Genomic DNA, 13491 nt, shown 5'->3' with positions numbered 1-13491 from the left:
AACAGCCCCTCTCGGCGATGTCGACGCAGACACGAGGAGAGCCGCATGAGCCTGTCAGGGAAAGTCGCGATCGTCACCGGCAGCGGGCGGGGTCTGGGCCTCGCCTACGCCCAGGAGCTCGCCCGCCTGGGCGCCCGCGTGGTCGTCAACGACGTCGACCAGCAGGTGGCCGACGACGCCGTCGCCGCGATCACCGCCGCGGGTGGCGAGGCGGTCGCCGTCGTCGCCCCCGTGGGGCCGACCGAGACGGCCAAGGCCCTCGTCACGGCCGCCGTCGAGAGCTTCGGGCGCCTGGACATCCTGGTGACCAACGCCGGTGTGCTGCGCGACACCGTGCTGTGGAAGATGACCGACGACGACTTCGACACCGTCGTGGGCGTGCACCTGCGCGGCACCTTCACGTGCGTGCGCGAGGCTGCGACCTACCTGCGCGCGCAGGGCGAGGGCGGGCGGATCATCTGCATCGGCTCGCCGACCGGCCAGCGCGGCAACTTCGGGCAGACCAACTACGCCGCCGCCAAGGCCGGCATCGTCGGCATGGTGCGCACCTGGGCGCTCGAGCTCGCCCGGGCGGGCATCACCGCCAACGCCGTCATCCCGGTGGCCGCCACGGCCATGACGGAGACGGTCCCGTTCTTCAAGCAGTTCGTCGACGCCGCCACGCGCGGGGAGCAGCTGCCGCCCTTCGCGCGCCGGGTGCTGGGCTTCGGCACGCCCGACGACGTCGCCGGGGTCATCGCGTTCCTCGCCTCCGACGCCGCGGCCGGCATCAACGGCCAGGCCGTCGGCGTGGGCGGGGACCGCCTCGCGCTGTGGTCGCACCCGCAGGAGGTGGCCACCGCGTTCCAGGACGGTGGGTGGTCCTACGACGACCTCACCGAGGACTTCGACTCCCTCTTCGGCCAGGGGCTGCAGAGCGTCGGCCAGCCGATGCCGCAGCCGCCCGCGGAGAGGGGCGCCCCGGACGGGCAGCCGGCCGCCGCGAGCGGCCAGCCCGCCGCGCAGAGCGGCCAGCCTGCCGCCCAGCAGAGCGCCCGGAAGGCCGAGCAGCGATGACCCGCTACGAGTGCGCCGTCGACCCGGCCGCCGTCGTCGCCGTCGACACCCACGTGCACGTGGAGAAGGACCACGACGGCCACCTCTCCCTGCCCGGCGAGGTGCTGGACGCCGCCGCGAAGTACTTCAAGGCGCCCACCGACCGGCTGACCATCGACGAGACGGCCGCCTACTACCGCGAGCGGAAGATGGCCGCCGTCGTCTTTACCGTGGACGCCACCACGAAGCTCGGCCACGCCCCGAACAGCACCGAGGAGATCGTCGAGGGCGCCGCGCGCAACAACGACGTGCTCATCCCCTTCGGGTCCGTGGACCCCCACGCCGCGGACGCCGTCGACCGCGCCCGCCGGCAGGTCGAGGAGCTGGGCGTGCGCGGGTTCAAGTTCCACCCCTCGCTGCAGGACTTCGACCCCTCCGACGAGCGGTACTTCCCGCTGTACGCCGCCATCGAGGAGGCCGGGCTGCCGGCGATCTTCCACACGGGCCAGACCGGCATCGGCGCCCGGATGCCCGGTGGGTTCGGCATCAAGCTGGGCCTGTCCAACCCCATGCTGCTCGACGCCGTCGCCGCCACGTTCCCCGGGCTGGACATCATCATGGCCCACCCCTCGGTGCCGTGGCAGGACGAGGCGATCTCGGTGGCCACGCACAAGGGCAACGTCTACATCGACCTGTCCGGGTGGTCGCCGAAGTACTTCCCGCCGGCCCTGGTCAAGCAGGCCAACTCGGTGCTGCAGGACAAGGTCCTCTTCGGCTCCGACTTCCCGCTGCTGACGCCCGAGCGGTGGATGCGGGACTTCGAGGGCCTCGACCTCAAGGACGAGGTGCGCCCGAAGATCGTCAAGGACAACGCCGTGCGCGTCCTCGGGCTCGGGTCGGGTGCCGCCGGGGGTGAGCCGCGTGCGTGACCTGGGCATCGGCTCCTGGCCGGCGCGGCGGGTCAAGAACGGGGCCGCGCGGCCCGCGCTGGTCCACGGCGACCGGGTGGACACCTACGCCGACGTCGAGCGCCGCACCAGGCAGCTGGCGAACGCGCTGCGGGCGGCCGGCGTGCGGCGCGGGGACCGGGTGGCCTACGTCGGGTTCAACCACCCCTCGCTCCTCGAGACGTTCTTCGCCACCACCCAGCTCGGCGCCATCTGGGTGATCATCAACGCCCGGCTCGCCCCCGCGGAGGTGGAGTACATCCTCACCGACTCCGGGGCCTCCGTCGTCGTCCACGGCGCCGAGCACGCCGGGCACGCCGCGAGGCTGGCCCACCTGCCCGGTGTGCGCTGGGTGGGCGTCGACGGCGCGTCCGCCGGGGCGGCGGGCGCCGACGACTACGAGGCGTTCCTCGCCTCGGGGGGCACCGAGGTCATCGACGAGCCGGTGAGCTGGGACGACCCGGCGATGATCATGTACACCTCGGGCACCACGGGGCGGCCCAAGGGCGCCGTCCACACCCACGGGTCCCTGAGCTTCCAGTACTTCACGGCGCTGGTGGACACCGACTTCGTCCGCGACGAGGTGATGCTCGCCGTCGCGCCGCTCTTCCACGTGGCCGGCCTGAACACGATGACGATGCCGACCTTCCTCAAGGGCGGCAAGGTCATCATCCAGTCCGCGTTCAAGCCAGAGACGGTGCTCGCGACCATCGCGGACGAGGGTGTCACCTCCCTGTTCGCGGTGCCGGCCATGATGGACTCCCTCGCCCTCCACCCGGACTTCGCCGGCACGGACCTGTCCAGCCTGCGCAACGTCCTGGTGGGCGGGTCGCCGCTGCCCGACCGGATGCTGCGCACCTGGGCCGACCGCGGCGTGGCCATCCAGCAGGGCTTCGGCATGACGGAGACCGCGCCGGGCATCTACCTGCTGCTCTCCGAGGACTCCTTCCGCAAGTCCGGGTCGGCGGGCCGGCCGCACTTCTGGGTGGAGGGTCGCGTCGTGACCCCGGACGGGCGCGACGTCGCGCCGGGGGAGATCGGCGAGGTCATCGCCCAGGGGCCCAACATCATGCGGGGCTACTGGAACAAGCCCGAGGCCACCGCCGAGGCCATCCGCGACGGCTGGTACCACACCGGGGACCTCGCCACCGTGGACGAGGACGGCTACGTCTACATCAAGGACCGCCTCAAGGACATGTTCATCTCCGGCGGGGAGAACGTGTACCCCGCCGAGGTGGAGAACGCGCTGCTGGACATCCCCGGGGTGGCCGAGGCGGCCGTCATCGGGGTGGCGGACCGCAGGTGGGGCGAGGTCGGCCACGCCTACGTCGTCCTCGCCGAGGGGGCCACCCTGACCGCCGAGCAGCTCATCGCCACGCTCCAGGACCGCCTCGCCCGCTACAAGATCCCCAAGGACATCGTGTTCGTCGACCAGCTCCCACGCACCGCCACGGGCAAGCTCCAGAAGCACCTCATCCCCACGACCATCGAGGAGACCGCGTGACCACCACCGTCAGCTTCCAGGACCTGCCGGCGCTCGCCGGCACCGACCTCGGGTACTCCGCGTACCGCGAGATCACCCAGGAGCAGGTCAACCTGTTCGCCGACGCCACCGACGACCACCAGTGGATCCACGTCGACCCCGAGCGGGCCAAGGGCGGCCCGTTCGGCGCGCCGATCGCCCACGGCTACCTCAGCCTCGCGCTGATGATCCCGCTGTCCGAGGAGCTCCTCCAGGTCGACGGCGTCACCACGAAGGTCAACTACGGCCTCGACAAGGTGCGCTTCCCGTCCCCGGTGAAGGTCGGCGCGCGCGTGCGCATGGGCTCCACGATCAAGGACGTCACCGAGATCGCCGGCGGCTACCAGATCGTCCTGGAGAACGTCGTCGAGGTCGAGGGCACCACCAAGCCAGCGGTGGCGGCGACCACGCTCTACCGGTTCTACGAGTGAGGCCGGCGCCGGTGGGCCAGGAGAACGCGACGAGGCTCTACGGGGCCGTCGACCCGTTCAACTACGAGTCCCTCCTCTCGGACGCGGAGCGTGCCGTGCTGGGCAGGCTGCGCGCCGTGCTCGACCGGGACGTCAAGCCGCTCGTGAACGACCACTGGGACCGGGGCGAGTTCCCCGAGCAGATCCGCGGGCCCATCGAGGAGCTGGACCTCATGTCGCCCCCGGAGCTGGCGGGCGACGAGCCGAGCGCGCTGTACAAGGGCTTCCGCATGCTCGAGCTCGCGCGCACCGACGTCTCGGTCGCGGTGTTCTACGGCGCCCAGGCGACCCTGTTCCGCAACAGCATCCTGCTCGGCGGCTCGCCCGAGCAGGTGGCCCGGTTCGACCCGGGGGTGCGCTCCTGGGCGGTCAAGGGCGTCTTCGCGCTCACCGAGCCGGACCACGGCAGCGACGTCGCCCAGGGGCTCGAGACCACCGCCCGGCGGCAGGGCGACGCCTGGGTCCTGAGCGGCGCCAAGCGGTGGATCGGCGGCGCGGCGTACGCGGACTACCTCACGGTGGTCGCCCGCGACGAGGCCGACGGCCAGGTGAAGGCGTTCCTCGTCGACGCCCACGCCGACGGCGTCGCCATCGAGAAGATCGAGCGGAAGATCGCCGTGCGCATCGTCAACAACGGGGACATCACCCTTGACGACGTCGTCGTTCCCGAGGCGCAGCGCCTGCAGAACGTCAGCTCCTTCAAGGACGTCAACCGGCTGCTGCGCTCGATGCGGGCCGACGTCTCGTGGCTCGCCGTCGGCGCGCAGGCGGGCGCGTACGAGGCGGCCGTGCGCTACACCGGCACCCGGACGCAGTTCGGGCGGCCGATCGCCGGCTACCAGCTGGTCCAGGACAAGCTCGCGACCATGCTGGGCAACCTCACGGCGTCGCTCGGCATGGCGGTGCGGCTGAGCCAGCTGGAGGACGCCGGGGGCTACCGCAACGAGGACGCGGCGCTCGCCAAGGGCTGGATCGCCCGGCGCACCCGGGAGACGGTCGCGCTCGCCCGCGAGGTCGCCGGCGGCAACGGCATCACCCTCGACACCGACGTGGCCCGGTTCTTCGCCGACGCCGAGGCGATCTACACGTTCGAGGGCACGAACGAGATCAACCAGCTCGTCGTCGGCCGCGCCATCACGGGGATCAGCGCGTTCGTGGGGTGACCGGGGGCATGACCACTGTCAGGCGATGACGACGACGCCCGGCCCGGCCGCGGCCGCCGCGCCCGCGATGGCGCCGGGCAGGCCCGCGTCCGCGATCGGGCGCCACCGCGCCTCGTCGCCGTCCGCGCGGACCCACGCCTGCCCGTCGACGGCGACGACGCTCGCGCCGGTCTGGCTGGCCGTGGCGACCGCCCACTGGGCCACGCCCCAGGCCTGGCGCTGCGGTGTGGGGGCGAGCCCGGCGGGCAGGGAGGTGGCGTCGACCTCGAGGACGCCGCCCGCGCCCACCTGGGAGGCGATGTCCACGTAGTCGCGCACGAGGCGCTGCTGGATGATGCCGAGGCGCTGGGTGGCGGTGAGCTGGCCGTCCGTGGCGGTCGGGCCATCGGCCGGCGTGCCGGGAGCAGCGGCCTGGGCGCCCGCGCCGCCGGACGCCGCGGCGGCACCGGCGTCGCCCGACGCCCCGGACTGGGGATCGAGGTGGCAGGTGAGCGCGGCGGGGGAGTAGCCCGACAGCGCGGACGCGAAGGCGCGCCCGCGGGACTCGTGCTGGGCGTAGGCGTCGGGGAAGGCGGAGCGCTGGACGTCCTGGGCCGCGTCGGTGACGGCCTTGCCCTCCCAGCCCTCGACCGTGACGAGCACGTCGTAGAAGGCGTTCGTGGAGTAGACGGGGTCCATGATCTGCTCGACGGTGCCCCAACCCTGGGACGGGCGCTGCTGGAACAGCCCGACGGAGTCCCGGTCGCCGTAGTCGATGTTGCGCAGCTTCGACTCCTGCAGCCCGGTGGCGATCGCGACGGTCACGGCGCGCGCGGGCAGGTCCCGGTGCGCGGCCACGGCGGCGAACAGGGCGGCGTTGTCCGCCTGGTCAGCGTCCAGGGCCTGCTGGGTGCCGTCGTCCAGCGTGACCACGCAGGATCCCGAGGCGCTGGAGGTGGTGAAGACGTTCAGCGCCAGCACCACGCCGGCGACCGTGAGGGCGAGGGCCAGCAGCAGGACCACCGTGCGCCCGACGAGCCGGCGCGCGCGCGAGCGCCGGCGGCCCGGCCGCGTCCGGTGCGGCTGCGTCCGGCGGGGCTGGGACCGGGCGGGCTGGGACCGGGGCGCGGGGGACCGGCGCGGCTGCGACCGGGACGCCGAGGACCGGCGCGGCTGCGACCGGGGTGCCGGGAACCGGCGCGGCTCGGGCCGGGCAGCGTTCGCCCTAGGCATGCAGCGCGGCGTTGAGCTCCACCCCGGTGCCCTTGCGCGGGATCGCCTCGACGGCGCCGGAGAGGGAGTTGCGGCGGAAGAGCAGGTTGTCCTTGCCGGAGAGGTCACGGGCCGAGACGACCGGCGGCTCGTCGAGCTGGCCGCTCTCGGGCCGGGTCCCCCCGCCGGTCAGCACGGAGACCTTGGTGCCGGCCGTGAGGTACAGGCCGGCCTCGACGACGCAGTCGGCGCCGAGGGAGATGCCCAGGCCGGCGTTCGCGCCGAGCAGGGAGCGGGGGCCGACGGAGATGACCTGCTTCCCCCCGCCCGAGAGGGTGCCCATGATCGAGGCGCCCCCGCCGATGTCCGCGCCGTCGTGCACGACGACGCCCTGGGAGACCCGGCCCTCGACCATCGAGCGGCCCAGCGTCCCGGCGTTGAAGTTGACGAAGCCCTCGTGCATCACGGTGGTGCCCTCGGCGAGGTGCGCGCCCAGCCGCACGCGGTCGGCGTCGGCGATGCGCACGCCGGCGGGGACGACGTAGTCCACCATGCGGGGGAACTTGTCGACGCCGTACACGGTCACGGCGCCGTGCGCGGCGCGCAGGCGCGCCCGGGTTGCCTCGAAGCCGTCGACGGCGCACGGGCCCGCCGAGGTCCACACGACGTTGGGGAGCTGGCCGAAGATGCCGTCGAGGTTGATCGTGTTCGGCGCGACCAGGGTGTGGGAGAGCAGGTGCAGGCGCAGGTACGCGTCCGCGGCCGAGGCGGGCGCGGCGTCGAGGTCGATCTCTGTGCGCACCAGCTCGGTGCGGACGCGGCGGGCCGCGTCGGCGCCCTCCAGCCCGCTCAGCTCGGCGGGGACCGCCGCGCCCTCGGGGGCGGCGCCCAACGCGGGGGCTGGGTACCACACGTCGAGGGTGTCGCCGGCGTCGGTGATCGTGGCCAGTCCATGGGCCCAGGCGGTGCGCTCGGTCATGCCTGACAGGGTACGTGGACCCGCCGGCGCGACGTCCGAGGCGTCCAGCGCGTGGGGGCCGGTGTGAGCGGTCTCTCGGCGGTCAGTTGCGCACCAGGCGCGGGCCGAGGGTGCGGGCGCCGAGCGCCTCCACCCGCGCGGCGAGCCCGCGGTCGGCGGTGGTCACGGCGACGTCGACGCCCTGGGCTGCCACGCGGCCGCCCTCCCCGTCCCGGGCCCCGGCCCGTGCGCGGCCGCCCTGCAGCCCGCGCACGGTCGCGACGACCGCGTCGTCGCCGCTGCCGTCGGCCTCCACGACCAACACGCCGTCCACGCCCGCGACGCCCCGGCCCGCGCCCTCGGTGACCAGCACGATCTCGGGGTACCACCGCTCGCCGGGCAGGCCGACGTCGGCCGCGGGGAGGCCCTCGTGGGCGAGCCGGACGAGGTGGTCGCGCAGGCGCAGGGTCGCGCCGTGGCGGTCGGCCCACCAGCCGTCGGGGCGGGAGCCGACGACGTTGGCGGCGTCGACCACGAGCACCAGGCGGCGCAGCATCGTGCGCAGCTCCGGGAGCGTCGCGCCGAACGCCGGGAGGAGCTCGTAGTCCTCGATCGACGCGAGGTCGACCCACTGCACCGCGATGCTCTCGGGGTCGCTCACGCGCGGGGTGACGGGCCCGGTGGCCTCGGCCAGGACGGTGGTGTACGCCCAGTCCGGGTGGACCAGGGCCCGCGTCGCGCGCACGCGCATCGACGCCGGCACCACGCCCGCCTCCTCCGCGGCCTCGCGGACCGCGCCGGCCACCGGTGTCTCGCCGTCGCTGATGGCCCCGCCGGGCAGGCCCCAGGTGCCGCCGTGGTGCGACCACAGGGCGCGGTGCTGCAGCACGAGCTGGGGCCCGTCGGCGCCGGACCGCCACAGCAGCAGCCCCGCGGCGCCGTTGAGGCCCCAGTGCGGGTTCCCGCAGGCGCACTCGACCCAGCCGTCGCCGGGCTGGCGGTGGACGCGCGCGTCCGGCAGGCGGCGCGCGCGCGAGGGGCGACGGGCGGGCGAGGGCACGGGATCAGCCTCGCACAGCCGTGCCGCCGCGTCCCCGCGGCGGGACACCCGTCGGGGCGACTTGGCCCGCAGAGGCGCCTTCGACCGGGCAGCCGGGGCAAGTGCCCCACGACTGGGGCAGGAGTGATCAACCGCGCCGCAGAGCGCCAGGTCACGCGCCGCGCGTCGTCACTCCAGCACCACTCGTGGGGCGATCGCCCGCCGCGGGTCGACGCCCCGCCCGGTCAGTGCAGCTCGGCGTCGTCGAGCGGGTCGATCTGGCAGATGACGGCCCCGGTGGCGATGTTCTGGCCCACGCCGGCCTGCATGCTGTGCACGCGCCCGGCGCGGTGCGCCACCAGCGGCTGCTCCATCTTCATGGCCTCGAGCACGACGACGAGGTCGCCCTCGGCCACGGTCTCGCCGTCGGCCACGGCCACCTTGACGATGGTGCCCTGCATGGGGGAGGTCAGGGCGGCGCCGTTCGCGGCGGCGCTCATCGCGCGGGCGATGGAGGAGCGGCGCGCGGGCCGGCGGGCGGCGCCGCGGGGCCCGGTGGAGATGCCCATCCCGGCGGGGATGACGACCTCGAGGCGCTTTCCCCCGACCTCCACGACAACGCGCTCCGTGGCCTGCACGGGCCGCTCCGCCGGGGCGGAGGTGGGCACGGCGGGCCGGGTGGTGGGCAGCGTGCGGAGCTTGCCGGCGTAGTCGGTCTCGATCCAGGTCGTGTGCACGCGGAAGCTGCCCGCGCCCTCGTCGGCCACGAAGTCCGGCTCAGTCATCACGGAGCGGTGGAACGGGAGCACGGTGGGCATCCCGACGATCTCGATCTCGCGCAGCGCGCGGCGGGCGCGCTGGAGGGCCTGCTCGCGGGTGGCGCCGGTGATGATCAGCTTGGCGAGCAGGGAGTCGAAGGCCCCGGAGACGGTGTCGCCGGCCACCACGCCGGTCTCCACCCGGACGCCCGGCCCGCTCGGCCACGTCAGGGACGTGATGGTGCCCGGAGACGGAAGGAAGCCCGAGGCCGGGTCCTCGCCGTTGATGCGCATCTCGATGGCGTGCCCGCGGGTGGCGACCTCGGAGTAGCCGAGCTCCTCGCCGGCCGCCAGCCGCAGCTGCTCCCGGACGAGGTCGATGCCCGAGACCTCCTCGGTGACCGGGTGCTCGACCTGCAGGCGGGTGTTGACCTCGAGGAAGGAGATGGTCCCGTCCTGGCCGACGAGGAACTCGCACGTCCCGGCGCCGACGTAGCCCGCCTCGCGGAGGATGGCCTGCGAGGCGCGGACGAGCTCGGCCTCCTGCTCGGCGGTCAGGAACGGCGCCGGGGCCTCCTCGACGAGCTTTTGGTGGCGGCGCTGGAGGGAACAGTCGCGGGTGGAGACGACGACGACGTTGCCGGCCACGTCCGCGAGGCACTGGGTCTCGACGTGGCGGGGCCGGTCCAGGAACCGCTCGACGAAGCACTCCCCGCGGCCGAAGGCGGCGACGGCCTCGCGCACGGCCGAGTCGAACATCTCGGGGATCTCCTCGCGGGTGCGCGCGACCTTCAGCCCGCGGCCACCGCCGCCGAACGCCGCCTTGATCGCGATCGGCAGCCCGTTGGCGTCGGCGAAGGCGAGGATCTCGTCGGCGTCCGCCACCGGGTCCGCGGTGCCGGGGACGAGGGGTGCGCCCACCCGCTGGGCGATGTGCCGGGCGGTGACCTTGTCACCGAGGGCCTCGATGGCCGCCGGCGGGGGCCCGATCCACACCAGGCCGGCGTCCAGGACCGCCTGCGCGAACCCGGCGTTCTCGGACAGGAAGCCGTAACCCGGGTGGACGGCGTCCGCGCCCGAGCGGCGGGCGACCTCGAGGATCTTGCCGGCGTCGAGGTACGTCTCGGCGGCGCGCTCCCCGTGGAGGGCGAAGGCCTCGTCGCAGAGCTTGACGTGGAGGGCGTCGCGGTCACTGTCCGCGTACACGCCCACGGTGGCGATGCCGGCGTCGGTGCACCCGCGGGCCACGCGTACGGCGATCTCCCCGCGGTTCGCGATGAGCACCTTCGTGAGCCGGCGCATCTCGCGCGGCTGGCTGGAGGTGCTCGTCATTAGCGCTCCTTGAGTTCGGGCCCGCTGGGCGGGCGGCGGTGTTCGGGTTGGTGTCGTGCCGTGGCACCGGGGGTGCAGCGGGCGGCGGTCGGCTGCCGGCGGCGGCAGGCGGCGGGGGCGCTGACCGACCCACGGTAGCCGGGTGGGGTTGACTCCTCCCACTTTGTCCGCCCGGCGTGCCGCAAGTCTGTCCAACCAGCCAAGCCTGCTTCCGCCGGGTTGGATGATACCTACAAGTCCGGCGGTGTGAGCGGCGTCATATTGCGTGACTCTTGGTAGCAAGGTCACAAAGCGGGGCGGTGCGCTCCGGTGTGCTCCGGGCGTCCGGGTGGGACGGCCGCCGCGGGCAGGTGAGGGTGAGGGCGCCGCGGGTGAGCGGCGGCGGCGTCGACTCCCCGGCGTCGGCTCCCCGGCGTCGGCTCCCCGGCGGGGCGGCGCCCGCGCCCGCGTCGGCTCACCTCCGTCGCCGTTCCGGGCGACCCGCGGGAGGATGTCCTCCGTGCGTATGACACCCGCGCGCGGCAACGACGCGCCACCACCTGGCGGCATTCCCTCGTCCGACGGCGTACGCCTGGCCGACGAGCCCGCCGGGACGACGCCGTATGCCGCGTCCGCCGCCGGGACGACGCCGGCAGCCGCGTCCGCCGCCGTCACAGCCGAGTCCGTCGCCGCCGAGCCGGTCGCGCCCGCCGTCGAGCTCCGCCCCCACCCGCTCACGGGCGCGCTGTTCCCCTCCCCGGTGCCGCCCGGCTCGGGCTGGCCGGGGGACCCGGCAGGCGTAAGCACCCCGGTGGCGACGACGGCAGGCAGGGTCGCGCGCCTGGCCCGCACCGCTGCCGACGTGCCCGAGCTCGACGCCCGGGTCTCCGTGTGCCGCGCCTGCCCCCGCCTGGTGGCGTGGCGCGAGGCCGTCGCGACCACGGGCCGGCGGGCGTCCTTCGCGGACCAGCCCTACTGGGGCCGGCCGGGGCCCGGGTTCGGTGATCCGACACCGCAGATCCTCGTGGTCGGGCTGGCACCGGCCGCGAACGGCACCAACCGGACGGGCCGGATGTTCACCGGGGACCGCAGCGGCGACTGGATCTACGCCGCGCTGCACCGCGGCGGGTACGCCAGCCAGGCGGCGAGCCGCGCCAGCGGCGACGGGCTCGAGCTCACCGGGGTGCGGATCGTGGCCGCCGTGCGCTGCGCACCGCCCGCGAACCGGCCGACGCCCGAGGAGCGGCAGACCTGCGGGCACTGGCTCGACCGTGACCTCGAGCTGGCGGCGCCCGGGCTGCGCTCGATCCTCGCGCTCGGAGCCATCGGCTGGGATGCCGCGATCGCCGGCGCCCGGCGCCTCGGCTGGGCCGTGCCCCGGCCGAAGCCGCGGTTCACACACGGGGCCGAGGCGGAGCTCCGCACCGGCTCCGGGCATCCAGTCCGCCTGCTGGGCAGCTACCACGTGAGCCAGCAGAACACTTTCACCGGCAAGCTCACCGAGGAGATGCTCGACGCCGTGATCGCGCGGCTGTGACGCGCCAAGGTCCCCCCGTGGGTGTCGGTGCCCCGTCCTACTCTGCTCGCATGGGCACCACGAACTACTGCGACACGTTCATCGCGGTGGCCGAGGACTGCCGGGCCACCGCGGGCACCGTCCCGCCCGCCGGCGCGAGGCCGACCGTGGCAGCGCTGACGTACGAGCTGATCTCCGCGGCCCCGTACGCGCTCACGTCCGACGATGTGCTCTTCACCGTCCATGCGATCCGGCACGGTATCCCGGAGGCCGAGCGCGCGCGGGCACGCGAGGAGTTCTTCGCCCGGCCCCAGCCCTGTCTGCGTTCCTCGCCGCTGGGCAAGAGCTACGGCTGGGGCGTCCACAGCGACGGCGACGGGCGCGTGGCGCTGGTGGGGAGGGAGACAGAGCGCTACCGCGTGCTCACCGACCCCGCGGCGACGACGCCGGAGGGGAGGCCGATCGCGCAGACGCGCGCCATGCGCAGCTCCCGGCGTTAGCGGGCCGGCTCAGTCCGCCGTCACAGCGCGCCTGCTCGCCGCCCACAGGTCGGTGATCGCCACGCCGAGGTCGGCCAACAGGGTCCGCAGCAGCGGCAGGCTCAGCCCGACGACGCCGTGGTAGTCGCCCTCGATGCCGGTGACGAACGGGCCGCCCAGGCCGTCGACCGTGAAGGCGCCGGCCACCCAGAGCGGCTCGCCCGTGGCCACGTAGGCCTCGATCTCGTCGTCGCTCAGGTCGGCGAAGTGCACGATGGTCGACGACGTCGCCCCCACCTCGGCGGGCGGCCCGCCCGCCTCGGCGCGCAGCAGCCAGTGGCCGGTGTGCAGGACGCCGGAGCGGCCCCGCATGCGGCGCCAGCGGGCGACGGCGTCGCCCGCGTCGGCGGGCTTGCCCACCACGTCGGTGCCGTCGGGGCCGTCGAGCTCGAGCATGGAGTCGCACCCCAGGACCAGGTCGACCGTCGCCGCCGCGGGGGAGTGTGCATGGACGTCGCGGGCCTTGGCGCGGGCGAGCAGCAGCACCTGGTCGGCCGCCGGCACGGGACCGCTGCCCTCCCGGGCGGCGTCGGCAGCCGCGGCGGCGAGCAGCGCGGGCTCGTCCACGGCCGAGACCGCGACGAGGGGCTCCATGCCCGCCGAGCGCAGGGTGCTGAGCCGGGCGGGGGAGGCGGAGGCGAGGAGGAGCGTGGTCACGGCGGCCAGCCTAGGACGCCCGCCTCGGAGGCCGTCGCCCCGCCTGCGATGCCGTCGCCCCCGCCTCGAAGGCCCCGCCCACCCCGCGCCGGGCCCGCATGCCCCCCGCTCCGTCGCCGGTCGCCCGCCGCCGGGGCGCCGTGGGGCGCCGGCGGGGGCGCCGGCGGGGCGTCGCCGTGGTCGGTGCGGCGACGGTCGCCGGCAGCCCCCGCCGGAGCCAACCGGCGATGCCTGCACCGACGCATGACGTACGTAACCCCGGCGGACAAAGCCTTCACCAGCAGATATTTTAGGACGGATATCGCTATTACCAGATCGGTCCGTTTCACGCAATGGGCGAGCCCCTAGTTCCCCTAGGCAACCGACATCTGTCGCAGTAGCGTGG

The 13491-nt window shown here is 74.5% G+C and carries 12 protein-coding genes; 7 read left to right on the top strand and 5 right to left on the bottom strand.

The genetic code is table 11. From position 1 onward, the window contains the following. Positions 1-45: 45 nt before the first annotated feature. The 5 genes from EJK16_RS12140 to EJK16_RS12120 are packed head-to-tail and all read left to right on the top strand — an operon-like array spanning position 46 to position 5137. Positions 46-1056: an SDR family NAD(P)-dependent oxidoreductase gene (locus EJK16_RS12140; RefSeq protein ID WP_127129651.1), complete on the top strand. Its 1011-nt coding sequence runs from the start codon at positions 46-48 to the stop codon at positions 1054-1056. Further along, a complete protein-coding gene (locus EJK16_RS12135) occupies positions 1053-1964 on the top strand; it encodes an amidohydrolase family protein (protein WP_127129649.1) in 912 nt (303 codons plus the stop codon). The genes EJK16_RS12140 and EJK16_RS12135 overlap by 4 nt, the downstream gene beginning before the upstream one ends. Next, positions 1957-3486: an o-succinylbenzoate--CoA ligase gene (gene menE, locus EJK16_RS12130; protein WP_127129647.1), complete on the top strand. Its 1530-nt coding sequence runs from the start codon at positions 1957-1959 to the stop codon at positions 3484-3486. The genes EJK16_RS12135 and menE overlap by 8 nt, the downstream gene beginning before the upstream one ends. Next, entirely contained in the window at positions 3483-3935 is a 453-nt protein-coding gene (locus tag EJK16_RS12125; RefSeq protein ID WP_127129645.1) for a MaoC family dehydratase, read from the top strand. The genes menE and EJK16_RS12125 overlap by 4 nt, the downstream gene beginning before the upstream one ends. Positions 3936-3946: 11 nt before the next feature. Continuing rightward, entirely contained in the window at positions 3947-5137 is a 1191-nt protein-coding gene (locus EJK16_RS12120) for an acyl-CoA dehydrogenase family protein (RefSeq protein WP_127129643.1), read from the top strand. An 18-nt stretch (positions 5138-5155) separates the two neighbouring features. Here EJK16_RS12120 and EJK16_RS19875 read toward each other — a convergent pair whose 3' ends face one another. The 4 genes from EJK16_RS19875 to EJK16_RS12100 form a co-directional block, all read right to left on the bottom strand. Further along, entirely contained in the window at positions 5156-6139 is a 984-nt protein-coding gene (locus EJK16_RS19875) for a hypothetical protein (RefSeq protein WP_205739734.1), read from the bottom strand. 202 nt (positions 6140-6341) lie between these two features. Further along, positions 6342-7307 carry a 2,3,4,5-tetrahydropyridine-2,6-dicarboxylate N-succinyltransferase gene (dapD, locus tag EJK16_RS12110; RefSeq protein ID WP_127129641.1) on the bottom strand — a complete coding sequence of 322 codons (966 nt, stop codon included), beginning with the start codon at positions 7305-7307 and terminating at the stop codon, positions 6342-6344. A gap of 82 nt (positions 7308-7389) precedes the next feature. After that, on the bottom strand, positions 7390-8346 hold the full coding sequence (locus tag EJK16_RS12105) for an NUDIX domain-containing protein (protein ID WP_240645996.1): 957 nt from the start codon (positions 8344-8346) through the stop codon (positions 7390-7392). A gap of 224 nt (positions 8347-8570) precedes the next feature. After that, positions 8571-10385 (bottom strand): biotin carboxylase N-terminal domain-containing protein, encoded by a 1815-nt coding sequence (locus EJK16_RS12100; protein ID WP_127129866.1) that lies wholly within the window; start codon positions 10383-10385, stop codon positions 8571-8573. Between the two features lie 529 nt (positions 10386-10914). On the opposite strand from EJK16_RS12100, the gene EJK16_RS12095 reads away from it, so the two are divergent. After that, positions 10915-11931 (top strand): uracil-DNA glycosylase, encoded by a 1017-nt coding sequence (locus EJK16_RS12095; protein WP_304999948.1) that lies wholly within the window; start codon positions 10915-10917, stop codon positions 11929-11931. 50 nt (positions 11932-11981) lie between these two features. Then, positions 11982-12410 (top strand): DUF6157 family protein, encoded by a 429-nt coding sequence (locus EJK16_RS12090; protein WP_127129639.1) that lies wholly within the window; start codon positions 11982-11984, stop codon positions 12408-12410. Between the two features lie 9 nt (positions 12411-12419). Here the strand turns inward: EJK16_RS12090 and EJK16_RS12085 are convergent, their stop codons facing one another. Then, complete coding sequence (locus EJK16_RS12085; protein ID WP_127129637.1) at positions 12420-13106, bottom strand: nucleoside triphosphate pyrophosphatase; 687 nt, start codon at positions 13104-13106, stop codon at positions 12420-12422. Positions 13107-13491 lie beyond the last annotated feature (385 nt).

This window comes from Georgenia sp. SYP-B2076 (genome assembly GCF_003991205.1).
In the GTDB taxonomy this organism is placed as follows: domain Bacteria; phylum Actinomycetota; class Actinomycetes; order Actinomycetales; family Actinomycetaceae; genus Georgenia.
The sequence above is the reverse complement of the archived record's forward strand: the minus strand, read 5'-3'. Positions and strand labels throughout refer to the sequence as shown.